Consider the following 25925-nt stretch of genomic DNA (forward strand, 5'->3'; position numbering starts at 1 on the left):
GAAAATGCTCGGAGAGGACCCCGAACTCCTGGAGGCGATCGTCTGTAACGGCGACAATCTGTGCTACGGCAGTCTCATCAGCGTTTACGACGGCACGGGCGCCCATGCGACCAATGACTGGAAACGATTTCCTCGAAGACTTCGTCTCAGAGCCAGACATCATCGCACGCATCAAAGCGAAATCTCCGCGGTAACAATCGGGCGCTTACACAAGACCACACTGCCGCAAGCTGCTCAGCGTGTTCCAGATGCTGTTCCGGACAGGCCGGTTCTCTCGGCAGAATGCTTGGCCGAAATATATCCTCCATGCAGGCAGAGCTCACCTACCCGCACTGGCCCCTACCAGTGTCGGGTTTGTCGAATCCGCGACACGGTGACGTCTGGCTGGCGTGCCGCCGCGCTCTCAGTGAAGCCATTGAATAACATCCAGAACAGTTTTCTGGGTCGCTTCCTGTGCAGTTGGCACGACTCTTGATGTTGGTTGTACGGCGGCAAAGCCGCTAAATGGCAGACTGGTTCATCTTATTTGATCTCTAGGAAAGGAGATAGCAATGAAGGTCGATCTGTCAGATTATGGTGTGACTGAATTGGCTCCAGAAGACGCATCCACAATTTCGGGCGGGTGGGCTTTTTTTGGGGCGATAGCTTTCGCGGTGGCGGGGTTAATTGGCGTTGTGGCTGCGACTATACTGGTAGCGGCGAGGCACTGGAAGAGACACGGTTAGAACATTAGTGTGCAAGCTAAATACCCTTTCTCCTGAAATTGCCAGCTACACTGCAGAGAGCATTCTCTCCCGACGATCAGGACGATCTTTGATCATCTATCGGCTGATTTTGCTCTCTGTGGTTGCGACGTTGGTGTCGCTGCCACTCATCACCATAGCGATCTCGGTCCAAAGTGCCGGTATCATTCGCCCCACCCTCGAGAAGACGCCCCTGGTCGCACCCGTCTCCGGACGCATCTCCCGTATCCTTGCCGTTGAGAACGATCTGGTTGCCCAGGGGCAGGAGATTCTCGCCCTTGATGATGAGGTGGTTGAGGAAAAGCTCAGGGCGTATAAAGGCGATATTCGCGCTAAGAGTGATCTTGCCCGTGACCTCGAAACCCTGATCTCCTCCGGCACGAAGGCCAAGGACCCGATCCTCCTCCTGACCGAGTCCGCCAAGGCGGAGCGGGCGCATTTTCTCAACCTGCTGCGGGAGAACCAATATGCCAGCAGTAATGCCGCGGCGGAACTCGACCGCGCTAAGCGACTGCTCTCCGCTGCTGCGACGCCCGCAAAGGCCGTTGACGAGAAGGCTTTCGCCCTCCAGAACATTGAGGTTCAGGGGGAGATCCTTGCCCGGCGCAAATCCGCCGAATGGAACCAGCAGCTCTTCGACCTTACCCTGCGCCTCAAGGAACTCACGGCCGCCGTGCATCAGCTCGAGAAGGAACGGGATCTCACCCACATTCGGGCCTCCGTGTCAGGCGCACTCGAGCAATTCACCGGCCTGACCCCCGGCAGCTACATCCAGGCCGGGCAAACCGTTGCTTGGGTTTCGCCGGACGACGAACTGGTGGCGGAAATCTACGTCTCCCCCAAAGACATCGGCTTCGTGCGGGAGGGCCAGTCGGTGCGGCTCCAAGTGGATGCCTTCAACTACAATCAATGGGGTCTCATCGATGCGACAGTGCTCGGCGTAGCGCAGGACTTCACCCTCCACGACATGAGCCCGGTCTTCAAGGTCCGCTGCGCACTCTCTCGCACCCATCTCGCACTCAAGAACGGGGTCATCGGTCATCTGAAGAAGGGCATGACCGTGCGGGCCCGCTTCCTCGTGGCAGAACGCACTCTTCTGCAACTCCTCTACAATGAGGCCGACGATTGGCTCAATCCCCTCCTGGCGGGCCACTAATCCTTCCCTATCCAAACAGCCAGCGAGCCGCCATGTCGAGCAAGGTTATCAAGTTCAAGCAGCACGACATCACCGATTGTGGAGCTGCCAGTCTTGCTTCTGTCGCAGCCTTCTATGGTCACAAGCTGCCATTGTCGCGCATCCGCCAGTATGCCTCGACCGACCGCTCCGGCACTACCGTACTGGGCCTCACGGAAGCGGCCCGGAAGCTGGGCTTTGTCGCCAAGGGAGTGAAGGGTGGCTTCGACAGCCTGTACAAGATCCCCAAGCCCGCTATCGCGCACGTCGTCGTCAAGGGCGTCCTTCACCACTTCGTCGTCATCCAGGCGATCGACACGAGGTGGGTCACCGTCATGGACCCAGCCTATGGCGAAATCCGCAAGCTGCCGCACGAGGAATTCAAGACGCAATGGACTGGCGTCCTGGTGCTCCTGGTTCCGGCAGCCACCTTCAAGCGCCGCGACGAGACCATTACGCCGCTTGCCCGGTTCGCGCGTCTGCTTGCGCCACAAAAGGCGGTGATGGCCCAGGCTCTCGCCGGGGCGCTCGTGACGACGGTACTCGGGCTCTCGACGGCAATCTACGTCCAGAAGATCGTCGATCATGTGATCACAGCGGGCAACCGCAACCTGCTCAACCTGATGAGCCTCGTCATGCTGGTGATCCTGGTGGCGCAGATCCTGATCAATCTCCTCGGGAACCGGCTTATCCTGCAAACGGGGCAGAAGATCGATGTCCACTTGATCCTCGGCTACTACAAGCACATCCTAAACCTGCCCCAGAAGTTCTTCGACAGCATGCGCATGGGCGAAATCATCGCCCGGATGAACGACGCCGTGAAGATCAGGAGCTTCCTGAACGACGTCTCAATCAGCATATTCGTTGACGTGCTGATGATTCTATTTTCGTTCGGGCTGATGTGCATCTACTCGTGGAAGATCGCCTTGGTCGTGGCGGTCTCCATTCCGCTGTATCTCTTGGTCTATTGGACCATGAACCGGCTGAATAGGAAGCACCAGCGCGCGATTATGGAGGATGCCGCAAACCTGGAGGCGGAGCTGGTGGAATCCCTCGGAGCTGTCTCCACAATCAAGACCTCCGGCGTGGAGAGTTTCGCCAGCTTCAAGATGGAGATCCGTTTCATCAAGATGCTGCACTCCGTCTACAGTTCCGGTCTCATCTCGATCTTCGGGGATAATGCCTCGACTTTCCTCTCGACCCTATTCACCATCGTGCTGATGTGGTTCGGAACGACGCTTGCCCTGGATCAAACCGTCACGCCCGGCGAGTTACTGTCCTGTTATACGTTACTCGGCTATGTCATCCGGCCGGTCGCCAATCTGATCCAGACTAATCGGATCGTTCAGGATGGCTTCATCGCAGCGGATCGCCTGTTTGAGATCTTCGACCTGGAGCAGGAGACAAGCGGCGGCGGCATCGATGCCACAAAGTCCGACCTTGGTGATATTCGCCTGGAGAACGTCACGTTCCGCCATGGTTCGCAGCCGGAGCTTTTCCACGATCTCAGCCTCATCTTCCGCCGGGGCGAGATGACGGCCGTGGTGGGGGAAAGCGGCTCGGGCAAGAGCACCCTTGCGGCGCTGCTGCAGAATGTCTACCCGCTTGAGGGCGGACGCATCCGGATCGGTCCCTTTGCCCTCCAGGATCTCTCAACGGTGTCCGTGCGCAAGGCTATCGCTGCTGTGCCGCAATCGGTCGATGTGTTCTCGGGCTCGGTGATCGGGAACATCGCCCTTGGCGAGTTCGAGCCGGACATCGAGAAGATCCTGCACATCTGCGATCAAATAGGGCTACGAGAGCTGATCGAGCGCTGGCCCGGCGGTCTCCAGACCTATTTGGGCGAGAATGGTGTACGCCTCTCCGGCGGCGAGAAGCAGCAGCTTGCGTTGGCTCGGGCTCTGTACCGGGATCCGGAGATCCTGATCCTCGACGAAGCGACCTCCTCTCTCGACTCGATAGCCGAGGGGTTTGTCCTGCGAATCATTGAAGATCTTCGTCGGGCCGGTAAGACCATAATCGTCATCGCTCATCGACTCAGCACCATTCGTAGGGCCGACAAGATCGTGGTCTTCGACAAGGGACAGCTTATTGAGGAGGGGAGGCATGCTGATCTGCTGGCAACTGAAGGTGCTTACGCACGCTTGTGGCGGGCGCAAACCGGATCCAGCTAACCACGACGGTGCCGTAGCGCATCGATCACCGCCAGCCCCGGCCATCGAGACCTAGCAGGCTTCTCTGATTGGGGTCGTTGAGGTCAAGCTCCTCCTGATATTTTTCCGGACCATGTCGCCCCGCGGGTCACTCGCTTCTCTTCGCGGTCGACGTTAAGCCGCCGCATGATGGGGTCAGTAGAGCGAGGTGTCTCAATCTGTTGAACGACCTTGGTAGAGTTCGCCCAGGATCGTGCCTGCTAACGAGATCGCCTTGCCCATCGTCCCCGCGGGAACGATCCGGATCACGCCCCTTCGGGCGGAATCAACTCCTCCTTCGTTGGTCCGTTAGCCCGTATTTCATGCCGATACGGGGCCGGGTGCCTTGCCAAAGCGGAATTCTGTCGCATCGCTCCACATGCGATGCAGGATGACAGCGAGCTTCCGGGCAACAGCAACTCGGGCTCGGGCCATACCGCGCCGCTTGGCGACGTTCATACCCCACGCTCTGAGGCATAGAGGGCCGTGCGGGCGAGCTCGTCACCGCATCGGCTTACCTTGCCCTGAATGTCCGTCTCGCCAGATTGATAGCGTGCCGGGGTCAGACCCAAATGCGCTCCGACATCCCTCGATCGGCGAAAGCGGTCCGGCTGATCGACCGTGGCACGAAAGGCGAGCGCGGTGATGGGTCCACACCGGGCACGGACATGAGGCGCCGGCAGACTTGCTCCTTGCGGGCGATACTGAGGACCTGCTTTGTCAGTCGCCGAACTCGCGCAACATCGTTGCCACGATCGCCAGAAGCGGCTCGACAAGCGCCATGATGACCGTATCTGTGCCAATCAGTTCGCGCACGCGAGGGGCGAAGGCTGCGCGGCCTGGAGTGCCGAGCTTGATGCCGGCCTCCCGCAGAATCGCCCTGACGACGTTCTCGATGGTCCGCATTTCATTGCGGACCGTGCGTCGTGCGACGAGGAGGGATCGCCAGAGCCGACACTGCTGGCTCTTCACATGCACCTGCCGATACCAGCCGGTGCGCATGATCTGCGCCAAGGCGCGGGCGTCGTTGCGATCCGTTTTGTTCGGCATCGTTTTCATCGCCGCGTTCGCCTGCCGGGTCTCGATGCAGATCGCCGGCAATCCTTGGGCGCGAATACCGTCATAAAGCGAGGCCGTCTGCGAGCAGGCTTCGAGCCCGATGCGCTCCAGCGGCAGATCGATTTTCCGCAAGGCTTCATAAAGCGCCATCGGCTCACTCGCCGCCCGCCCTTCCTTCACGATCCGGCCGCTCTCGTCGACGACACAGATCGCGGTCTCTTCCAAAGACACGTCAAGTCCGGCAAAATACTTCACGGCTGCTCCTCCTGATGTTTGTGGCGATCTACATCGACCACGTTCTCACATCTCGACAGGAGCAGCCGCCCTCAATTTGGCTCGGGCGAGACCCCAATCACCCCATCTGTTGAAAAAGGGATCGCGACAGTCTCAGGTTCGTGATTCACTCTGACCACGAAGAGGTGGGAGTGAATCGTGTGGGGTGGTGACGGACAGACGGGCGAACTGTTCAGCTACGTGGACCTCGAGGCTCGGGTGCGGCGCGATCATCCATTGCGCCGCATTCGGGCGATTGTGAACGAGGCGCTGGCAGCGTTGGAGCGGGAGTTTGCGGCGTTGTACTCGCCGATTGGGCGGCCGTCGATCCCGCCGGAGAAGCTGCGGCGGGCGATGCTTTTGCAGGCGTTCTATTCGATCCGCTCGGAGCGGCTGTTGATGGAGCGGCTGGAATACGACCTTCTGTTCCGCTGGTTCGTCGGGATTGGCGTCGACGATGCGGCCTGGGATCATTCGGTGTTCTCCAAGAACCGTGACCGGCTGCTGGAGGGCGACATCGCTGCAAAGTTCCTGGCGGCGGTGCTGGCGCAACCCAAGGTGAAGAAGCTTCTGTCGACGGATCACTTCTCGGTCGACGGCACGCTGATCGAGGCCTGGGCGTCGATGAAGAGCGTCAAGCCGAAAGACGGCCCAAGCGGTGGTCATGGCGAGCCGCCTGCAGACGGCGGCGGACGCAATGCGGAAGCGGACTTCCACGGCGAGAGGCGATCGAACGAGACGCACACCTCGACTCTTGGTTGCCTCATGAGGCTTAACTCGTCGTCATTGAAATCATTGGTGATCAAGCGTTCGCCATCCAGATTACAACTGTCGCCACATAAGTCTCGATTCCGGGCGACCGTCGCCACATGAGTTTGCACCACGCTTTGGTCGGCCTTCAATGTACAACCTGCGGTGTCATGAGGCCATGAACGGTTCTGTCCAAAGGCAGTCGGGGGTTGGGGCGTGAACTTGTCGTCAGCAAGGCTTCGAGTCCTGAGAACACTTCGCGCCATGCTGGAGGCTTGCGTCTCAGCTGCCTGCAACTTCACGGGTGTCCGCACGCTGTGTTGACAGGGATTGACGTTTCCGCTACACAGGCGTCCGCACCATGTTGTAGCGCGCTGCGAGAAGGAATCAGCCGTGACTTCACAGAACACAACCAGGGTCTCGCTGAGGCTGAAGAACTACGTACATGGGGCGATCCTGCGTCGCGCGGACGATGCGGGCCTCGACCCTTCGGCCTACATGCAGGACATTCTCGAGAAGGCGGTAATCGAAGATCTGCCGGAGGACCTGCGCCTCAGGATCGAGAGGGAGAGGGCACTCTACGAGGCGGCCCAGCGGAAGGCACGGGAGGCATTCGCCGACGGCGTGTTCGATGAGCACTTCACCAGAACCGTGTTCCGGCTCCTAGTCGAGGACAATGATACGCGAAGGCTCTATGAGGACGTGATCGGCGCCGAGGCCGGAGCCGACGGCGCACCGGGGAAGACCCCTGTCAACATGTACCTGGGGTGGTATATCAAGAACGCCATCGGGGCCAAGCCGCAGCTTGGACCAGACGGCAATCCCCGCAGGGCGTTCGTCAAGGGCGAACCAATTAAGAGCTATACGCTCCTGACCATGGAGTGATCGGTAGCGTCGCGGGTAGCAATCAACGGAGCTATCGGGTTGAACTTGCAACTGCGTTGAATGCCCTAGCGATATGCGGAAGCGACATCTGCCTATGTCAGCCGCCAAGTTCGGAAGGAAATATCGCGTCCGCCGTGCCCTTCAGGAACTGTCCAGTCGATGGCAATAGCTGAATTGCAAGCCTGGTTGCAGGATCGAGTCTTAAGATCTTCCCCTTCATACCCGCGCGATGCTTGATCCGTATCGGTGTGGGCGGGATCATGTCGCTCAGTAGCTCTTTCACAATTTCGTCGAGGAATTCGAAGCTCAACCCATCGGAAAGGACATCCGATTCGATGGCTTGCAACAACAGCATGTTGAAGACATTTTCATCGCAAGCCTTATGCCCGGAAGGGGTGAGTTCAAAGTGCCCTTTTGGGCGAACGAGCCATTTTGCCTTGATCAAGAAATCGAGGTATTCATCGAGCCGTTCGATCGAGACGTGTCGTTCGACCCCAGATTCGTCACGGCGAAGCAAGAATACCGGGTCTGCTCTAATGGAAGCTCGCAGAGCGTCGGAAGTCGGGCTATCCTTTGCGATGATCCTAAGAAGCCGGAATACGCGGCCGTAAATGCTCCTGCTCGAAGCGAAAGCATTGAAACCAGTCGAGATGCGTGTCGGTGCCTTGAAGAGTACCTCGCCCGTGTAGCCCCCAAAACATTCTGGATCCTGCAACGGGTTCAAACGAGATTGGGCTGAAATTACTCGGCGTCGAGCTTCCTCAAAAATCTTTCGCCAGGTTATTCCACCAGATCTGCGATCAATGCGTTGGTCGCTTTTCTGGATGGGCTGCTCTAATGCCCGGAGCAAACTGTCGGAAAAATTTGCGTCAAACGCCCATGATGTCCCTGTGCTGAACATGACGAACACCCGTTCCTTCGACGGATGGAACGTCTCTTGCGTTCTCCCGCTATGGCAGGTGTCTAGAACGACGACTAGCTTTCGGATGGGCGTCTCTCTGTTGACGGTTTTGAACAGCCAAGACAAGGACACGGTGCGGTCCTCGCCGCCCTTGTCCACTCCCAGAATGAGCCGGATATCGTTATTACCTTCGCTTACGCTATGGCCAAGGAAGAAAAGGAACAGCTCAGTATCATCAGTGACTCCCTGAGCGCCGTCGAACTGGTGAATTAGATCCGCTCGCGTCGGGTGTTGTAATGGAACCGGCAAGGCCCTCCTGTCACCAAGGCTGCGGAAGCCGTACCGATCCTCGGCGAACAGCTTGGTCCATCGATCCGTGATCGATTTCACCTTTTGTGGAGAAGGTTTGTCGCGCCCCTGGGCCAGCCAAGTTCCAATTACAAGAGCGCGCCGATCCGCCACCTACTCGTCCCCGATCTTGTCAAGAATTGCCTTGATCACGCTCGTTGCAGCAGGAAGCGCTATCTTCTCGCCTGATACCGAAATCTGCACGGGGGCCTTTTCGGTCGACGGATCTGCCGTCTTTTTGCCCTCCGCCTCTTTAGACTTAGCCACCTTCAAGATGGCGTTGATGGCCATGATCAGGCCTTGGGCATAGAGCTTTGCCATCGCTGGATTCGTGGCGATGTCGACAAGCCACTGAATCGCCGCGAGATCACCTTGGGCGCCTCCTGGCGGTGCTTTCTTCTTCGGTTTCACGGGAGTGGCGCCCGCGTCCGAAGTGATCTTGTCGAGTTCGGCCTGAATATTTGCGATAAGAGCGTCTCGGTCGACGCCTGCAGCAGCGGCACCTCCTGTATCCAGTACAATCTTGATTTCCATGCGTTTCCCCAACTTGCAATTCGATACAGTATATTGTCGAATCATTCAAACCAGCTTGTCTTTGTTATGATGCCAAGACAATGCTCATTGCAACGGACACTTCACGAATGGATCGACGCAATCCTGCAGGAACATTGTCTCGATGCGATGGCCAGACCCTTCTACTAGGCTTCGCGCGACTAGCGGCAGCTCCCTCAGCGAGCGGCTGACATCGTCGAGTGCGATCTGGTTGTCGCTTTCAGGAGCATCGATGCGTATGACGTTGTTCTTGCCTGCCAGAAGGTAGGCTTGCCCGAGGGCGTTCTTGGACTGTGCCCTTGCAGCAGCGTTGAACGACCGCATGAAAGCCCATTCCTTGACACCGCCCGTCCGGGCTTTCTCGCCGACTGTGAAGGTCGACTCGCCTGTGCCGATGCTGAGGATTCGAATGTTTTCACGCGGAACGTCGTAGCAGGCCAAGGCATCGACGAGTGCGTTCATGACGGGATTGTTCGCCCAAATGCCGCCATCGATCATGATGAGGCCATCGTCGTCGACGCCCGGATAGTAAGACGGCGCAGCAGTCGTATGCAGGGCGACGTGGGCAAACCTCTTGTGCCGATCATTCTGATAGTCGGGATGATGCGGGGTTTTGTACAGGAAGGGTTGCCCATGCAGCCCCTCGAAGCTCGGGATGACGAGGCGCTTGCCGGAGTGGTCGAGCACCTTGTCACCGAATACATGAAGGATCTGGTCTTTCAAGACGGCCACTGGCCGGCCTTCGGATCGAAAAGGCAAAGCGTCGGATCGTCTGCTGGAGGGTAAACGTGGGGAAGTTGTCCCTCTTCATTGTCGGGGAGCCGGGAAAGGACCGGGGCCAGGACTCGCACGTGGGGGTAGTCGCCGAGGCTGTATCGAACCTCGACTGTAAAAGTAGCGTACTGCGGCGTGATCTCACCGATCCAACGCACCGATCGCGCTTCGCGGTCGAGATTCCGGCAGGCGAACTTCGGCCAGTCGGCCTCATCGCCGCGACCTGCTCGTCGATCGAGAGCGGAAAGCTGACCACTAGATCTTTTTTCCGAAGAAGGTGTGGGGCCGGGCCGCCGCTACCGCCGGGTTTGCAAGCAACCCTGCCCCCGTGATGATTCCCGGCGTCGGGAACAGGATTCCGCCAGTCCGCGAATACTGCTGCTGGCTACCCTGGATAGTCTTGCCCACTTCCGTAGCCACTTGGACGGCTGCCTTGGTGACGACGCCGTCGCCGAAACGAAGTCGAAGCCAATCCATCATGTCGTCCGGGAGCATTTCATGGCGCTGGATAGCCTCCAGGCCGCGGACGAGCTCCTTGAGGTGTTCGGCGAACTCGTCCTGCTGTTTCAGGTTCTCCGGCCAACGATCCGTGAAGACATCGTCCGTGCACAATGGTTCCCTGACTGCCATAGTCGCCCTTGTGCAGGGTGATCGAGGCGGCCGGCTCGGATTGCCGCATTCCGGCTATCTCTTCGGAACCTATGAGAATCCGACCAATTCCGGTGACGGTTACGCCATGGCCTATCATGCGGGTGCCGCGCTCGGTAATCTCGAATGCTATCAGATCAATCCGCTGATCAAGGACTATAACGCCGGCTTGCGCTTACGTTGCCGGTCCGTTCGGAGCCTATACCGCCAACAGTGAAGGCAATCGCTTCATCGAAAGCGACTACTGGTCGGGACAGATGATGCAGGAATTCTTCAACGAACTACAGTCGGGCAAGGGGCCGGTGTTCCTGAAGCTCGACGGGGGCTGAGCGCGACGGAGCATTCGAACGGAGACAGGCTGAAAACGGTGCTGCTGGTCGCGATGAGCGGCAGGCTTCTGCCTTGCCCTCTACGTCTCCGGGCGGAGCAACCTCGCGCAGACCATCTGGCTCGTCGGCGTGGTCCCTGTCCTGGCGGCCCTGCTTGCGGAAATCCTTCGCAGCCTTTGGCGGGGCGAGTTAGGTTAGGTCTCGACATTGTTGCTGCGCTGTCGATGTCCGCTGCGATTTGTAGAAGCTGACCGTCGGGCGGCCGACATCACTGCCAGCCAATTCCTCCGCAGCGGCCTCCACTTGATGGCTGCATTCGGCAACGTGCCGCGGCGTTCGCACGATCTTCACGCCCACCGTGCCCAACGCACCCGACTGATTGATCACCTCAAAGGCCCCTTCCAACTGGCAGATGGACTGCGTCAGCGTCGAGGAGATTGCTAGGCCGATCATGAGAAAGATACTGCAATGTTTTCACGATCATCCTGTGACCAGCGGTCCACAGCCAAAGTCGCCTCCTTGTAGCCATGGGACGTCGCAATGAGCACAACGTGAGCATTCGGCGCGATTTTCCCGGCATTAATGAGCTTGCGCAGACCTGTAAGAGAAGCGACACTGGAAAGCTCCAAGTATAGGCCCTCTTTCGCAAGAACAGCTTGATCAGTAGCGACGTCTCCGTCCGGAACCGTCGCGGTCGAGCCATGCGATATTTCGAGAGCATGAATTGATTGCTGGGTCACGGTGTTGCCACCAATAGACACCATATTCGTTTCATCTGGAAAAAAGCCAACCACGCCATTTCCGCCTAGCGCGCCTTCGATACGCGGAAATGGCTCGACCGCGTGGACCTTGGGAATCGAATGAAGCAAAGCTGCTTCCTGTAGGTCCTTAAATCCCTTTGCGATCCCCCAGATCAGATCTCCGCGCGCCGTCGGCACCACAATGTCTGTCGGCAATTCCTCAAGTTGCAGATAGATTTCTAGAGCTATTGCTCGATAGCCGTCGACGCCGAAAGGGTTACTCCCAACCGGCGGAATGATATAATTTGTCGCCGGATACCACTCGCCATTCTTGGATTTTTGCGCGATCAGTTGCCAGCGTTCATCCGAACTCTTAGTCACTACCAGCCGAGCGCCATACATCTCGATCGCACGGCGCCAGTTCGGACTCATATCCGGCGTCGTGACCACGACGCATTCCAACCCGCCATGTGCTGCATAAGCCGCCATTGACGCTCCGGCATTTCCGCTGGAGGCAACGGCGAGCGTTCTCACCCCAACATCAAGCGCACGTTGAACTATCATGGCTGCCATTCTGTCCTTGTGCGACCCGGCAGGATTGGTGAACTCGTTCTTTGTGTAAAGCGCGCCCAGGCCCAAAGAGCCGGCAAGCCGGGGCAATCTCGACAGAGATGTGCCGCCTTCACCCAAGCCTGATGGTTTGCAATATGAAATCCAATCTCCAATCGACTTGAAATCCAGCGACGAAGGAAAGCCATCGTAGTGCGGCGCGACACTGGCGGGAATACACGCCTTCAGACAGGCGGGGCAGCCCTCAAAATAGTCGGCCAGCGGATGAAGTTCCTGGCAACGGATGCATTTCATTCCGACGACTCTGGGGTTGATCCTATTCGGCACGAGTTTCTCCCGTTTTGATGTCCTGAAGCAGACAAAACAGGCAATCGCCACGTCTCACGAGGGTCGGAAATCGCCTGCATTCCACCAGACCAGACTCGGCGAATCGAATTTCTTGGGGCGTCTCACATGGCTTGTGTATGGAGTGGATCAGTCCGGCCAGTTGCCCGCGCGAAACATCTTCGCCTACGTCAGCATAGGGTTCAAACAGTCCGTCCGAGTCGGCATAGACCATCAACCCCCTGCTTGAGCAATCCATAAGCCTGACCGGGCCGGGTTCGAGAACGTCGCAGGACGGAAAAACGCCGATATGTTTGAGCAGCCTTAGCACCCCATTCACTGCCAGATCCGCTCCAGAGCCCTCAAACGTCGCCCCACCACCCAATTCGGCGGTGATGACGGGCACGTCGAACTGCTCGGCGGTTGCCGGGAGTGTTGTGTTGCCTCCGCCGCCGGAACCATCCGTCAGGTAGCCGATCGGCGCACCAAATACATGGAGCAACTCCAACAGCTTTTCATGCAGTTGCGCGGTCTTGCCCGGCCGGATCAGTCCGCATTGAATATAGCCTAGCGACCGTCCGCCGGAATGAAGATCAACAACCAAATCAGCCATAGGCAAGAGAACCTCGGTGACGTAGTGGGCGATCATTTGCGTTGCCGTGCCGTGCGCTCGCCCGGGATAGAGGCGATTTAGATTTCCTTCGTCGATAGAGGAGACCCGGCGGCCGGCTTCGACCGCTGGAAAATTAAGAGATGGAAGGATGATCACCCGCCCCGATATATCGTGCGGATTGAGTGATCTAGCTAAGCGCATCAGAGCTACCTGCCCCTCGTATTCATCGCCATGGGTACCGGCGATAAGCACCGCTGTCGGCCCTTCGCCGTTTCTTATGCATACCGCCGGAATAGGGATCCATCCGTACGCAGAACTGTCAGTGGAGATGGGAAGGCGCAGGCAATCGGTTTGCTTGCCGTCCTTGTTGAAGTCAATGGGAGACCAAATACGTGTCGACTCGGACATTGTTTCACTCTTTAGAGGTTGGATAGCTAACCGATTACGGGCAGGGTCTCAGGCGAGAGCTCGCTCAAAAATTCGACTCCCGATTCCGTAACAAAGACGACTTCCTCAAATTGGAACACGCCACCATCACGCTCGAGTTTAGGTTCGATATGAAAGATCATTCCCGGCTGGATCACGGCAGTATCCGCCTTGGCCAAAGAGGGAGGCTCGGTGACATCCAACCCGCCCCCGTGACCGATCCGTGATACATGGCTGTAGAGCGCCCCCAGATCGGCATCCCGCCACATCCTCTCGAAGATGCGATAGACGTCCGAACAGGTCATCCCGGGCCGGATCTGCTGGGCAAGATCGATGGTCAAAGACCGTACAGAACTGTAGGTCTTGTTCTCCCATTCGAGAGGCTGGCCCGCACGAGCTATGCGGTTGCGGTCCGCAGGGTATCCGCCGTAGGTTGCGCGGAAGTCCGTCCAAACATAGTGGCCTTCTTCGAGCCTGCGATTCTTTGCAGTGCGACCGTAAGCAAAATCGCCTTTCGAGAACAGCATCGCTATAGGGTCAGCGCTCTCGGCGCCGTTCAGATAGATTTGCGCCTGCATAAGGTAATAGAGTTCGTACTCGGTCATGCCGATGCGCGCGCTCGCGATCGTCTGGTCAAACGCGGCATTGACAATCTGGAAGGCGACACGTTTGAGATCGGCCTCGAATCTCGACTTGATAAGCCGAACCTTCCAGATCGCGTCGCTTGCACTCTCGATACGCCCTCTCGTGCACCGGGTGCTCAAAGCGTCAACGAGGGCCAGTGAGCCGCGGCCAAACATGTCTTGCCCGTAGTCTAAGCCTATTCGGCGAGGGCCAGAGGTTTTGTGGTCGATCCAACTCGAGACCGCGAGGACCGCTTCCGCAAGGTAACCGTCGTAATAGAGGGCGTCGAATATCCGAGGCCTCATGTCTATGGTCGGCGCCTCACCCAGACTTCCGATCAGAACGAAATCCTGAAGCGAAATGACGCCGAAGAGGGGTCGGGCCTTACTGTCCCAAGATAGCTCCTGGTAGTCCGAAAAATAATCAACGTTCTTTTTGTCGGTGAGGACAATGACATCAATACCAGCGCTTACCATTTCGCGGCGGATGTTCGTCAGGCGCTGACGAAGTTCTGGGTCTGGCACTTGCGGCGCAGGAGTGCGGAAATCGGCGGGAATTCGGAGGCTCGAAGAAGTCATTGTCTGGCCTTTAACTGGTATTCCAACTTGGCGTCTGCGGTAAGATTCAATGAACAAGCAAGTCGATCGAAAGGCGAGTAAAGAATACCGAAAATTGTAGTACCCGGCTTATTCGTATTAAGCTTGTAAAGTCGGCGCAGCATTGGATAACCGCTGGGGACGCTAAATGCTTCCGCGGCCTGCCCGCCCGCGGGCGCCGCGTCGATGAGATGCGAGGTATCCAAGATCTTGATGTCATGCCGCCTGAGCGCGTCAGCAACGAAGCTCTCGCCAAACTCATCGACGATATCGTCGCTAACGTCGGATGACAGGTACGTCGCATCATACATAATCGGGACATCGTCGCCGAAAAAGATCATCTTGCGAACGCAAAGCATGGCTTCGACGGGGGGAGAAAACGCCCTCAAAGCAGGGTCGGAGATTTTTTCCCTCGTAATGGAAAGGAGCTGTATCTTCGTGTTCTCGAAGGGTGACATCCAGCTGTCGAGCTCGAGCACGAATCGTCGCTGTTCCTTTACGAAAGTGCCCTTACCCGCGACTGAGGTCAGCGCCCCCATCGCCTGCAAATCCCGCAAAGCACGCTTGACGGTGATCAAACTGACGCCAAATTCCTGACTGAGCGTCGCGGCGGAGGGTATAGGTTGCTCCGGTTGATATATGCCGTTGCGTATACGTCGCAGAATCTCTTCGCGCACGGACTCATGCAGAGACCACGAAGATCGTAACTGCGTCTTTTCCACGGTGCTTCTCCATTCCCCTGTGTTCGGATGCGTCATGCCTGGAGCTTTCTATAATCTGACCTCTGCCCGAACCATGAAGGCGCGAATCTGATTGACATATCTGGTATACCTAGTTTATCCATACGAAATCGTCAACCAGAAGGGGAATGGAAATGAAACTGACCCAATTTCTACGAAGAGGTGCGCTGATCGGAAGCGCGGTGCTGGCGATCGTCAGCGCCGCAGCTTCCGCTGCGAGCGCGGAATCGATAGCCGACCGCGTACTCAGCTCGGGCAAGATCACAATCGGCATCCACAATCAGGCCCCTTGGGGCTATGTCGGCAAGGACGGTCAGGTGGCTGGGGTCGGACCCGATATGATCAAGACCGTTCTTGGCCCGCTCGGGGTCAAGGAAGTCGATTTCGTCGCAATGGACTGGGCCGCCCTTATTCCGGCTCTGATGTCCAAGCGAATCGATGTTGTCGCATCCGGCATGGCTATCACCGAAGAACGCTGCAAACAGGTGATCTTCAGCAATCCCGACCTTGTCATCGGGGACGGCGTGATGGTTCTCGCCGGCAACCCACATAACATTCACAGCTATACCGACGTTGCCAAGAACCCGGATCTGCGCATGGGCGGAGGTCGGGGCAGTTCAAACACTGAAAACGCCATCAAGGCGGGCATACCGAAAGAACGAGTGGTGATGTTCCAGGACACCCAGTCATCCGTAGCCGCACTCCTGGCCGGCCGGATTGAAGCGGACACCGAATCCCTCGGCACCGCAATCAGCACGGTCAACGATCCGCAGCTCAAGGGCAAGATTGAGCTTGCAAAACCATTTACGGGCTTGGTCCTGCCGAACGGCAAAGAGGCCGCGAACTACGCGTCCATCGCTTTCCGACCAGAGGATGCGAAACTGCGTGACGCCTACAACCACAGCCTGGAGAAGCTGAAGGCTGATGGCACCATCCGACAGGTTATCAACAAGAATGGTTTTGACATGGCTCCAGTTGCTCCAGCCGGTCTGACGCCGAAAGACTTGTACTCGGACTGCAAGTGACTGGCTGATTTTAAGGACTGCAGGGCGAATGAGCTTCCCAGAGATCCTCCTGACCATATACCAAGGGTTCGGTGTCACCGCCACCGTCGCCCTTCTTGGCCTGGCCTGTGCGATACCATTCGCCCTGCTTGCTGGAGTGCTCCAGCACTTTTCCAAGGGACCCTGGCGCTGGTGCATCACGGCGGTTATCGAGTTCTGGCGCAGTTCGCCAGCTATCGTGCTGCTCTACGCTTTCTACTATTCGCTTCCTGCTTTCGATATCTTTCTCTCCGCCACAGCGGTCGGCTCCTTGGTGTTGGGGTTGAATGCCGGAGCCTATAGCAGCCAGTCCGTTCGAGCCGCTTTGCAGGCGCTCAGCCGGGGACAATGCGAAGCCGGGCTAGCCCTTGGGCTCAGTCGGTTCAAGGTGCTTCGGCTAATCGAGTTGCCGCAGGCGATCTCCGCGATGATCCCGACCTTCATCAATGATGCAATTCAATTGATCAAGGGAACATCGCTCGTATCCCTGATCACGCTGACCGACATGACCTTCCGGGCCAAGGAGGTCGCCCAGCTGAGCTATAATCCGGCCGGCGTCTACTCGGCGCTGCTGCTTTCCTATCTCATCCTCTGTTACCCGGTAACCATCTTCGGGCGCTATCTGGAGAGGACCCGCAGGAAGATGGAGGCCTCCAAGTGAACTTCGATCTCAGCTTCGCAATTGAGATTGTACCAAGGGTCCTGGAGGGAATCGGCAATACGATCCTCGTCGCTATTTTGAGCTTCATTGGAGCCACAGTGCTAGGATTCATCTGGGAGATGATGCGGCGCTCGCATTGGCTGGCTCGCCAGGTCATGCAATTCGTCATCGATGCCATCCGCTCGACGCCAGTACTCGTGCAGGTCTATTTCCTGTATTTCGTGTTGCCCTACTACGGTATCGTGCTGCCGGCGATGTTCGTGGGGATCTTTGGGCTCAGCTTCTATTTCTCGGGCTATCTGTCGGAGGTCTTCAAGGCCGGGATCGATGCCATCCCAGTCGGCCAGGGCGAAGCCGCGCAGAGCCTTGGTATTGGCTGGCGTGACACGATCGTGTTTGTCATCGCCCCACAGATGCTGCGCAACATCGCAGCTCCCATGGGCGCCTATTCCATCGCCATATTGAAGACAACGCCGCTGCTTTCGGTCATCGCCGTCCCTGAGATGCTCGGCAGTGCCTTCGATGTCGCCTCCGATACCTACCGCTATGCCGAACCGATGCTTGTGGTGGGAATTCTGTTCCTCCTGCTGTGCCTGGTCGCGGTCGCGGGGATTGTCCGCATAGAGCGGCTCCTGGGAGTGGGGCAGGCGCATATCTAGAAGGCACAGAATAATCGAAGGAGGAGAACGTTGGGATATATGACAGTGGATCGATTGAGTTTTGACCAAGTTCAGCAGGAGGTGCGTCCTTCCGCGGTGCAGATGGAGGGCGTCTCCAAATGGTACGGGACCTTCCAAGTCCTGCGCGAGGTCGATCTTAGCGTCGCGGTCGGTGAACGCATTGTCATTTGCGGCCCGTCAGGATCCGGCAAATCGACGCTGATCCGTTGCATCAATCAGCTGGAGAAGCACCAGAAGGGTAAGATCGTCGTAAACGGGGTCGAATTGGCCCCTGGCATGCGCGGGCTGGCCGAGGTCCGGCGCGAAACGGGCATGGTGTTCCAGCAGTTCAACCTTTTTCCGCACCTAAGCGTAATCGACAATTGCACGCTTGCCTTAACGCGTGTTCGCAAACTGAAACGGGCGGAGGCGCAAGAGATCGCAATCGAAAACCTGAAGCGGGTTCGCATTCCCGAGCAGGCAAAAAAGTACCCCGGTCAGCTCTCGGGCGGCCAGCAGCAACGCGTCGCCATTGCGCGCGCACTGTGCATGAAGCCGAAGATCATGCTGTTTGACGAACCCACATCCTCGCTCGATCCCGAGATGGTCAAGGAAGTGCTGGATGTCATGACTGGCCTTGCCAACGGGGGCATGACGATGATCTGTGTGACGCACGAAATGGGTTTTGCGCGCGAGGTCGCTGACCGCATCGTCTTCATGGATGAGGGGCATATCATAGAACAGGCGCCGCCCGCGCAGTTCTTCGCACACCCCGAGCATGCCCGCACCAGAAAGTTCCTTGGGCAACTCCTGTACTAGTTCAATGCTCGTTACGTCGAGGACACAGGACTGAAGTCCCTCTCGAGATGAAACGCTCCCAATTCATGTACAACGGCGAGGTAATATGGCCCCGAAAATCACCGGGATAGACGGGAATAGACTAGCCCCTCTTCATGCTATCGAACGCAAGTTGCTATGGCTGTCGTGCTGGCTGATTGACCAGGCGAACCGCCGCGAGAAGGTTGACGGGGTCAAGGTCGGCGGACATCAGGCCTCCTCGGCCTCGATGGTGTCGATCATGACGGCGCTCTACTGCTCCGTACTGCGGCCGGAGGATCGGGTCGCGGTGAAGCCGCACGCCTCGCCGGTCTTCCACGCGCTGCAATATCTCGCCGGCAACCAGACGCGCGAAAAGCTTGAGAACTTTCGCGGCTATGGTGGCGCGCAGTCCTATCCGAGCCGCACCAAGGATGTCGACGACGTCGATTTCTCGACCGGCTCAGTGGGACTCGGGGTCGGAATAACGGCATTTGGCTCTATTGTGCAGGACTATGTGCACGCACACGAATGGGCGGCGGCAGGCCAAACGAAGGGGCGCATGGTGGCGCTTGTCGGGGATGCGGAGCTTGACGAGGGGAATGTCTACGAATGTCTGCAGGAGGGATGGAAGCATGACCTTCGCAACACGTGGTGGATCATTGACTATAACCGCCAGAGTCTGGACGGGGTCGTGCGAGAGGGACTTTATGAACGCATCGAGACAGTCTTCAGGGCATTTGGCTGGGATGTCGTAACGCTCAAATACGGCGCCTTGCAGCGTGCCTTCTTTGCCGAGGCCGGCGGCTCGGCCCTGAAGGAATGGATCGACCGCTGCCCGAACCAGCTCTTCTCAGCGCTCACCTTTCAGGGCGGCGCGGCCTGGCGTAGGCGGCTGATGGACGAGATCGGCGATCAAGGCAAAATGAGCGCGTTGCTGGAAAGGCGCAGCGATGAAGAACTGGCCGCGCTGATGGAGAATCTCGGCGGTCACTGCCTAGAGACGCTCAACGAGACGTTTAACGGCATCGACCATGACCGGCCAACCGTCTTCATCGCCTACACAGTCAAGGGATGGGGCACGCCACTCGCCGGACATAAGGACAATCATGCCGGGCTGATGACCGAAGCCCAGCTGGATTCGTTCAAAAAGCAGATGAACATCCGGGACGGCCGTGAGTGGGACCCTGCCGAAGGGCTCGAAATCGACGCCAAAGCGTTGAAGGCCTTCATCGGCGCGACTCCCTTCTTTGCTGCCGGCCGCCGCCGGTGTCGCAGCGCAGCTATCCGAGTACCGGCTGGTGTGGCGCCGACGCCGGCCAATACCGGGGACACGATTTCCACGCAAGCTGCCTTCGGCAAGATCCTGGACGCGATTGCCAAATCCGACAGCGATCTTGCTGAACGAATCGTTACGACTTCGCCAGACGTGACGGTCTCGACAAACCTTGGCCCGTGGGTGAACAGACGGCAGCTCTTCGCCCGCAGCGAATTGGCAGACACATTCCGGGACGAGCGAGTGCCTAGCGCCCAAAAATGGAGTTTCACTCCGACCGGACAGCATATCGAGCTGGGCATTGCCGAAATGAACCTGTTTCTCTTGCTGGGTGCGATGGGGCTTTCTCACTCGCTGTTCGGCGAAAGGCTGATTCCGATCGGTACGGTTTATGACCCCTTCGTTTCCCGCGGCCTCGATGCGCTCAACTATGCATGCTATCAGGATGCTCGTTTCATAATTGTAGGCACCCCGTCAGGAGTGACGCTGGCGCCCGAGGGAGGAGCTCATCAGTCGATCGCTGCCCCCCTGATCGGCATGAGCCAGGACGGCCTCGCCAGCTTCGAGCCGGCATTCGCCGATGAGCTCGCGGTTATCATGGCTTGGGCGTTCGACTATCTGCAGCGCGACGGAGAGGGAGATCCCGACGAGCGAACCTGGCTGCGTGATGAGACCGGCGGAGCGGTCTATCTGCGGCTGTCCACGCGTCAGCTAGAGCAGCCCAACCGAACTCGTAACATCGCTTTTGAACAAGGTGTGATTGACGGAGCCTACTGGATACGCAAGCCAGGGCCCAATTGCGACGTGATCATCGCGTACCAAGGAACGGTGGCAAGTGAGGCCATCGCGGCGGCCGGGATGCTAGCCGATTTGCGCCGCGATATCGGTGTGCTTGCTGTCACTTCTGCCGATAGGCTCAACGCCGGCTGGCAGGCAGCGATGCGTGCTCGCGCTCGCGGTCACCTCGACGCGACGGGCCACATCGAGCGATTGCTCGCGCCGTTGGCGCGCCACACAACAATCATCACTGCCATTGATGGTCATCCAGCAACGCTGTCATGGCTTGGCGGCGTCATCGGCCACCGCACTCACAGCCTGGGTGTAGAGCATTTTGGCCAGACCGGAACTGTCGCCGACCTTTACCGCCACTACGGCCTCGACGCCGCAAATATCGCGCGGGTTGCATCAAGTCTCACCCCGGGACGCAAACTCGCATGGGTTGCCTAGCGGAGCCATAAAAATTGTTCCTGCATGCCTCGATGCAAAGATCACCGCCACCTCACAAGGAAATCCTTTGATGTTGAACGTTTGGCCATTGCCCCGCTGCGAGCCCCTTCCTCCAGCGCCGACCGCACCGCAAGACGAGCTGGAGCGTCGGCGTTCTGCCCTTCGGGGGGAGATGGCCAAGGCTGGGATCGATGCCATTATTCTGACCGACCAAAAGAATGTCGGATACCTGACGGGCTATCAAACCTTGTCCTGGTCCTATCATGCACGCCCGGTGTTCGCGGCCATTTCGTTCGATGACGTGGTGGTGTTCGGCAGCCTCGCCGAGGCCCGTACCGTCGATTCGCAAAAGCGCAGCTTCTCTGCCAGAATTTACGATGGCTATCTGCCGGAGGCAGTGGCGACAATTGTTGTCTGGGGCCAAGAGAAAGTCCCCTACCCTCGTAAGATCGCCGTGGACTACGGTCAGGATTTCTACGGGCGCGGCTCTCTCGAACTGATCGAGGCGCTTTCCGGTCTTTCGTCTGACGGGAAGCCGGTGTCGGCCGGGCCGGTTCTCTGGAACGTCCGTCTCATTAAGTCCCGCTTCGAAGCAGACATGAAGCGGATCGCCTTCGACATAGTGAACTCAGCGTTTGACATCGCCATCGCATCCGCCCGTCTGGGGATGCCGGAATACGAGCTCTGCCAAATGGTACAGGCGCAGACATTCTTGAACGGTGCGGAAACCGCCGATCCGATTGCGATGCTGTTCTCTAAGGGCGATTTCTCCTACGGCCGCCCTGCCTCCGACCGGCGGCTAGAAGCGGGACATTACATTTGGACCGACTTCAGGGCGACATACGGCGGCTATCCGGCCGACCGCAACAGAATTGCCCGCGCAGGAGAGCCGGCGCCGTGGGAGGTCGATGTTTATACCAAAGTCCGTGCGCTTACCGTTGACCTAGCCGCTTCGGTCAAGCCAGGCATGAGTTGCGCGGATCTCTATGCCCGGTTCGAACGGATGTGGGCGGACGCGGAGCTGGGGCCACTCTACTCCAAGGTCTCGCGTATAGGGCATGGTGGAGGTCTGGATGTCACCGAACCGCCCTCGATCTCGCGCGCCGACGACACCGAAATTCGCCCCGGTATGATCCTGCATCTTGAGCCAAAGCTCGAGCGGGACGGAGCGGTCTTCCAGTTCGAGGAGGTGATCTTCGTCACCGATACTGGCTCCGAGTTCTTGAGCGCCATATCTCCCGAAACCATCCCGGTCGTCCTTTAACGACGTTCATTGTCTGAAAATCGAAAAAGTAAGAGCAAATGTTTGTCGCCACTGAAGAGACCGGAACGTCCTTGCCGTTCGAGGACATTCTATTCCCCAGTCATCCGATCCATCAGGACGCGGGCCGGCTGGCCAAGTTCCTGACGCACTTGGAATTCGCAAATCTGCCCTCCGAAGTGATTCATACTGCCAAGCGCGTCACGCTTGATACGATTGGCTGCATAGCTGCGGGCGGCGCTACGCCGCTCGGGCGCAAGATCCTGGCAGTCTATAGCAGTGGTGGTCGAGAAACGGGTTGCTGCGTCCCCGGCACGGGGTTGCTTCTGCCGCCTTCGCTCGCGGCAAAGGCTGCATCATGGTTGTCGGACGTGCTCGACTACGAGGACGTAGCCGCAGGGCATCCCAGCGCAACTGTTATCCCGGCGGCGCTCGCGATGGCAGAGCATCTTGCCGTCACGCCACAGCGATTCCTGAGCGGCGTCGTTGCCGGTTATGAAGCAGGTCTGCGTGTTCACGATGCGACAGCAGCAAGTCAAGAGGTCTACCGGCGGCTTGCGGTATACCATGCTTGGCATGGCATCGCGGCCGGTGCCGCTGCGGCAGTAGTCGCAGGCGGAAACGAATCTCAGATCCGCTCGGCGCTCGGACACGCTGCGGCAAACACAAATGTGCCGATCTGGTATGTCCAATACGGCAAACCGGCACACGCTTTAAAGGCGAACTATGGCCAGATGACACTCGGCGGTGTCGACGCGGCGCTCTGCGCTCGACAAGACATTCTCGGTCCATTCGCAATGATCAGCGATCCTGAACGTGGTTTTGCCCGCATCATCGGATCGGACAAATTCAATCCCGGGGAGCTGTCAGCGGAGTTGGGGCAGAGATGGCGCATCAGCGAACTCTCAATCAAAACCTTTCCTTGCTGTGCCTTCCTTCACACCACCATCGACGCTGCAGCCAGCGTAGTGAGGGATCATGACATTGTGGTGGAGGAGATCGCGTCGGTTTCTGTCAGGTGCTTTTCAAGGATTACGGAATGGTTCTCGGACCCCGCGCCCGCCACCGACATCGACGCCCAACTTTCCGTCCAGTACGTGACGGCAATGGCGCTTTTGTCGCGCGAACCCGGACGGTACTGGTTCGCGCCTGAGATGATGCAGAGCCCGGTAGTGAAGGAACTGATGCGCAAGCTAACAGTGGAGGTCGATCCCGCCGCCGAGGAGGCCTTCTGGGATGAGGACCGGTACAGGTCCTCGGTGCTTATCCAAATGAAGGATGGCCGAAAATTCCGTGCGACGGTCGACTGGGCACCTGGCCATTGGCGCAGGCCGCTTAGCGACGCAGACATCGAGCGGAAATTTCTTAACAATGTTCGCGGGACACCTCTTGAAGTGAGGGGACACCAGATCATCGAAACCACAATGGCGCTCGACCGGTTGGCCTCGATGGAGGAGCTGTACGACCTCCTACGGGCTTAGTCTTGCAGACCGATCTTTCGGCGAGGAAGTGATGCCGCCGACGGCGTGCGCCAAGCATCTCTGCGGCGGCAACTACCACTAAGCCCGCGGCAGGCCGTGCCGAAGGACCGAGGACGAAATGATGTCGCCGCCGTTGTGGACCGTCCGACAAGGAGAGTTTTGACTTTGCCCGAGAAGCTTAACAACGTCCCGTTCGTCAGCGTCGATCACATGATGAAGCTAGTGCTGGCAACGGGCATCGAGCGTTTCGTCATCGAGCTTTCCGCCTATATCGAGGAAGACTTCCGGCGCTGGGAGTGCTTCGACAAGACGCCGCGTATCGCCTCCCACAGTGCGGACGGCGTCATCGAGCTGATGCCGACCAGCGACGGCGAGACCTACGGCTTCAAATACGTCAACGGTCATCCAAAGAACACCCGCTCCGGCCGCCAGACCGTCACTGCTTTCGGGGTGCTTGCCGATGTTGGCAATGGCTATCCGATGCTGCTAACCGAGATGACGATCCTCACCGCACTTAGGACCGCGGCGATGTCGGCCGTCGCGGCGAAATACCTGGCGCCGACCGCCGCGCGCACCATGGCGATGATCGGCAACGGCGCCCAATCGGAATTTCAGGCGATCGCCTTCAAGGCGATCCTCGGCGTCGACAAACTGCGCCTCTACGACATCGACCCTGCGGCCACGGCCCGCTGCCAGAAGAACCTTGCCGGCATGGGCTTCGAGATTCAGGCCTGCGCCTCCGCGCAGGAAGCGGTCGAAGGGGCCGAGATCGTCACCACCGTCACAGCCGACAAGCAGTGTGCGACGATCCTCACCGACAACATGGTTGGTCCTGGCATTCACATCAACGCGGTTGGGGGCGATTGCCCCGGCAAGACCGAGCTTCACCGCGACATACTGCTGCGCTCCGATATATTCGTCGAATATCCGCCGCAGACGCGGATCGAAGGCGAGATTCAGCAACTCCATGCAGACCACCCGGTGATCGAGCTCTGGCAGGTCATCGCCGGCAAGGTGCCTGGTCGCTCCGGTGAACGGCAGATCACACTGTTCGACTCCGTCGGCTTCGCCATCGAGGATTTCTCAGCGCTGCGCTATGTTCGGGACCGTCTTAAGGAGACCGGGCTTTACGAGGAGCTCGATCTGCTCGCCGATCCCGACGAGCCGCGCGATCTCTTCGGCATGATCCTGCGCGCTGCGAAAGCCGCTCCTCTAGTCCTCAAGGCTGGAGCACTCTGATGAGCAGACAGTCCGTGCAGGCGCCCAAAGGCGTGGTGATGATCCGACCGCATCATTTTACGCCGAATCCAATGACGGCTGCCGACAACGCGTTTCAATCCAATGGTGAGAAGCGTGCCGGTGCTGCGGTCGCCAACGCCGCCTTTGAGGAAGTGACCCGGATGGCGAAAGGGCTCGCCGAGGCCGGAGTCACCGTCCATCTCTTCGAGGACAAGACCGTCTCGACACCTGACTCCGTCTTTCCCAACAACTGGTTTTCCACCCATTCCGGCGGCCACGTTGCCATCTATCCGATGTACTCGGCCAATCGGCAGAAGGAGCGTCGCGGTGATGTGATCGAGATGCTGAAGGACGAATACCGGGTACAGGACGTGATCGACTATTCGGGGCTCGAGAAAGACAATGTCTATCTCGAAGGCACCGGCGCCATGGTGCTCGATCATATTGGCCGCGTCGCTTATGCCGTGCGCTCCAACCGCACCAACGAAGTGGCGCTCGAACGGTTCTGCACGCACTTCAACTTCGAGCCGATGGTCTTCGACGCCGTCGACCGCAGCGGCAAGCCGATTTATCACACTAACGTGCTGATGTGCATCGCGACCGACTTTGCGCTGCTCGGGACCCAGATGATTCCCGATCTTCGACGCCGGCAGGATGTTGTCGAAAGGCTCAAGGAAACTGGCCGCGAGGTCATCGAGCTTTCCATTAATCAGGTCGAGAACTTCGCCGGCAACGCCATCGAGCTGGAGGGCAGCGATGGTTGCGTCCTTGCGCTTTCGGCTCGCGCCCACGCAGCCCTGGATCAGCGACAGATCGCAGTGATTGAGCGTTCTGCAACGCTTTTGCCGTTCGACGTCTCGACGATCGAACTCGCCGGAGGCTCGGTTCGCTGCATGCTTGCCGGAATTCATCTGTCACGGCGCACAGCGCAAACGCACGTCTGCTGTTTGGGGCCGAATGAGAGCCGCTCAGCTTAATATCGGAACCATAGGATAGCCAAC

22 protein-coding genes and 4 pseudogenes are annotated in these 25925 nt (G+C 58.3%); 15 read left to right on the forward strand and 11 right to left on the reverse strand.

The genetic code is table 11. The features are described from left to right. Window positions 1-4 precede the first annotated feature (4 nt). The 3 genes and pseudogenes from NKL06_RS32690 to NKL06_RS10560 all read left to right on the forward strand — a co-directional run bounded on the left by NKL06_RS32690 (window position 5) and on the right by NKL06_RS10560 (window position 4091). A pseudogene (locus NKL06_RS32690) lies at window positions 5-194 on the forward strand (hypothetical protein). A gap of 619 nt (window positions 195-813) precedes the next feature. After that, entirely contained in the window at window positions 814-1899 is a 1086-nt protein-coding gene (locus tag NKL06_RS10555) for an HlyD family secretion protein (RefSeq protein ID WP_023693583.1), read from the forward strand. A gap of 32 nt (window positions 1900-1931) precedes the next feature. Next, window positions 1932-4091, forward strand: a complete 2160-nt coding sequence (locus NKL06_RS10560; protein ID WP_023693582.1) for a peptidase domain-containing ABC transporter — start codon at window positions 1932-1934, stop codon at window positions 4089-4091. A 339-nt stretch (window positions 4092-4430) separates the two neighbouring features. Here the strand turns inward: NKL06_RS10560 and NKL06_RS10565 are convergent. Beyond that, a pseudogene (locus tag NKL06_RS10565) lies at window positions 4431-5423 on the reverse strand (IS110 family RNA-guided transposase). Window positions 5424-5600: 177 nt separating this feature from the next. On the opposite strand from NKL06_RS10565, the pseudogene NKL06_RS10570 reads away from it, so the two are divergent. Continuing rightward, a pseudogene (locus NKL06_RS10570) lies at window positions 5601-6194 on the forward strand (transposase); the annotation flags it as partial. 390 nt (window positions 6195-6584) lie between these two features. After that, window positions 6585-7076, forward strand: coding sequence for a hypothetical protein (locus NKL06_RS10575; RefSeq protein ID WP_023693580.1), 492 nt, complete (start codon window positions 6585-6587; stop codon window positions 7074-7076). 97 nt (window positions 7077-7173) lie between these two features. On the opposite strand, the gene NKL06_RS10580 is transcribed toward NKL06_RS10575, so the two are convergent. The 5 genes from NKL06_RS10580 to NKL06_RS10595 all read right to left on the reverse strand — a co-directional run bounded on the left by NKL06_RS10580 (window position 7174) and on the right by NKL06_RS10595 (window position 10281). Further along, on the reverse strand, window positions 7174-8439 hold the full coding sequence (locus NKL06_RS10580) for a caspase family protein (protein WP_023693579.1): 1266 nt from the start codon (window positions 8437-8439) through the stop codon (window positions 7174-7176). After that, window positions 8440-8859, reverse strand: a complete 420-nt coding sequence (locus tag NKL06_RS10585) for a hypothetical protein (protein WP_023693578.1) — start codon at window positions 8857-8859, stop codon at window positions 8440-8442. 84 nt (window positions 8860-8943) lie between these two features. After that, a complete protein-coding gene (locus tag NKL06_RS10590; protein ID WP_245267146.1) occupies window positions 8944-9609 on the reverse strand; it encodes a patatin-like phospholipase family protein in 666 nt (221 codons plus the stop codon). Next, on the reverse strand, window positions 9597-9809 hold the full coding sequence (locus tag NKL06_RS32695; protein ID WP_502903736.1) for a type II CBASS E2 protein: 213 nt from the start codon (window positions 9807-9809) through the stop codon (window positions 9597-9599). The genes NKL06_RS10590 and NKL06_RS32695 overlap by 13 nt, the downstream gene beginning before the upstream one ends. A gap of 97 nt (window positions 9810-9906) precedes the next feature. Continuing rightward, window positions 9907-10281, reverse strand: coding sequence for a hypothetical protein (locus tag NKL06_RS10595; protein ID WP_023693576.1), 375 nt, complete (start codon window positions 10279-10281; stop codon window positions 9907-9909). 25 nt (window positions 10282-10306) lie between these two features. On the opposite strand from NKL06_RS10595, the pseudogene NKL06_RS10600 reads away from it, so the two are divergent. Beyond that, window positions 10307-10619: pseudogene (locus NKL06_RS10600) on the forward strand (fumarate reductase/succinate dehydrogenase flavoprotein subunit); the annotation flags it as partial. A 198-nt stretch (window positions 10620-10817) separates the two neighbouring features. Here NKL06_RS10600 and NKL06_RS10605 read toward each other — a convergent pair. The 5 genes from NKL06_RS10605 to NKL06_RS10625 are packed head-to-tail and all read right to left on the reverse strand — an operon-like array spanning window position 10818 to window position 15243. Continuing rightward, complete coding sequence (locus NKL06_RS10605; protein WP_023693574.1) at window positions 10818-11081, reverse strand: hypothetical protein; 264 nt, start codon at window positions 11079-11081, stop codon at window positions 10818-10820. After that, window positions 11078-12265, reverse strand: a complete 1188-nt coding sequence (locus NKL06_RS10610) for a threonine synthase (protein ID WP_023693573.1) — start codon at window positions 12263-12265, stop codon at window positions 11078-11080. Before NKL06_RS10610 ends, NKL06_RS10605 begins: the two co-directional genes overlap by 4 nt. Continuing rightward, complete coding sequence (locus NKL06_RS10615; protein ID WP_023693572.1) at window positions 12255-13283, reverse strand: succinylglutamate desuccinylase/aspartoacylase family protein; 1029 nt, start codon at window positions 13281-13283, stop codon at window positions 12255-12257. Before NKL06_RS10615 ends, NKL06_RS10610 begins: the two co-directional genes overlap by 11 nt. Before the next feature lie 26 nt (window positions 13284-13309). Next, window positions 13310-14503, reverse strand: a complete 1194-nt coding sequence (locus NKL06_RS10620) for a M24 family metallopeptidase (protein ID WP_023693571.1) — start codon at window positions 14501-14503, stop codon at window positions 13310-13312. Further along, window positions 14500-15243: a GntR family transcriptional regulator gene (locus NKL06_RS10625; protein ID WP_050587114.1), complete on the reverse strand. Its 744-nt coding sequence runs from the start codon at window positions 15241-15243 to the stop codon at window positions 14500-14502. Before NKL06_RS10625 ends, NKL06_RS10620 begins: the two co-directional genes overlap by 4 nt. Window positions 15244-15395: 152 nt before the next feature. On the opposite strand from NKL06_RS10625, the gene ehuB reads away from it, so the two are divergent. The 9 genes from ehuB to ctlX all read left to right on the forward strand — a co-directional run bounded on the left by ehuB (window position 15396) and on the right by ctlX (window position 25901). After that, a complete protein-coding gene (gene ehuB / locus NKL06_RS10630; protein WP_031210634.1) occupies window positions 15396-16286 on the forward strand; it encodes an ectoine/hydroxyectoine ABC transporter substrate-binding protein EhuB in 891 nt (296 codons plus the stop codon). Window positions 16287-16314: 28 nt separating this feature from the next. Beyond that, window positions 16315-16965 (forward strand): amino acid ABC transporter permease, encoded by a 651-nt coding sequence (locus tag NKL06_RS10635; RefSeq protein ID WP_023693568.1) that lies wholly within the window; start codon window positions 16315-16317, stop codon window positions 16963-16965. After that, a complete protein-coding gene (locus NKL06_RS10640) occupies window positions 16962-17624 on the forward strand; it encodes an amino acid ABC transporter permease (RefSeq protein ID WP_023693567.1) in 663 nt (220 codons plus the stop codon). The genes NKL06_RS10635 and NKL06_RS10640 overlap by 4 nt, the downstream gene beginning before the upstream one ends. A 102-nt stretch (window positions 17625-17726) precedes the next feature. Then, window positions 17727-18443 carry an ATP-binding cassette domain-containing protein gene (locus tag NKL06_RS10645; RefSeq protein ID WP_032998980.1) on the forward strand — a complete coding sequence of 239 codons (717 nt, stop codon included), beginning with the start codon at window positions 17727-17729 and terminating at the stop codon, window positions 18441-18443. An 85-nt stretch (window positions 18444-18528) separates the two neighbouring features. Beyond that, a complete protein-coding gene (locus NKL06_RS10650) occupies window positions 18529-20943 on the forward strand; it encodes a thiamine pyrophosphate-binding protein (RefSeq protein WP_050587110.1) in 2415 nt (804 codons plus the stop codon). A gap of 70 nt (window positions 20944-21013) precedes the next feature. Then, window positions 21014-22207: a M24 family metallopeptidase gene (locus NKL06_RS10655; protein ID WP_023693564.1), complete on the forward strand. Its 1194-nt coding sequence runs from the start codon at window positions 21014-21016 to the stop codon at window positions 22205-22207. Window positions 22208-22245: 38 nt separating this feature from the next. Continuing rightward, window positions 22246-23685 carry an MmgE/PrpD family protein gene (locus NKL06_RS10660; protein WP_023693563.1) on the forward strand — a complete coding sequence of 480 codons (1440 nt, stop codon included), beginning with the start codon at window positions 22246-22248 and terminating at the stop codon, window positions 23683-23685. A gap of 165 nt (window positions 23686-23850) precedes the next feature. Then, complete coding sequence (gene ocd / locus NKL06_RS10665) at window positions 23851-24924, forward strand: ornithine cyclodeaminase (RefSeq protein WP_023693562.1); 1074 nt, start codon at window positions 23851-23853, stop codon at window positions 24922-24924. Next, window positions 24924-25901 carry a citrulline utilization hydrolase CtlX gene (gene ctlX, locus NKL06_RS10670; protein ID WP_023693561.1) on the forward strand — a complete coding sequence of 326 codons (978 nt, stop codon included), beginning with the start codon at window positions 24924-24926 and terminating at the stop codon, window positions 25899-25901. Before ocd ends, ctlX begins: the two co-directional genes overlap by 1 nt. The last annotated feature ends 24 nt before the right edge of the window (window positions 25902-25925 follow it).

Source organism: Mesorhizobium sp. C268A, assembly GCF_040324475.1.
In the GTDB taxonomy this organism is placed as follows: Bacteria; Pseudomonadota; Alphaproteobacteria; order Rhizobiales; family Rhizobiaceae; genus Mesorhizobium.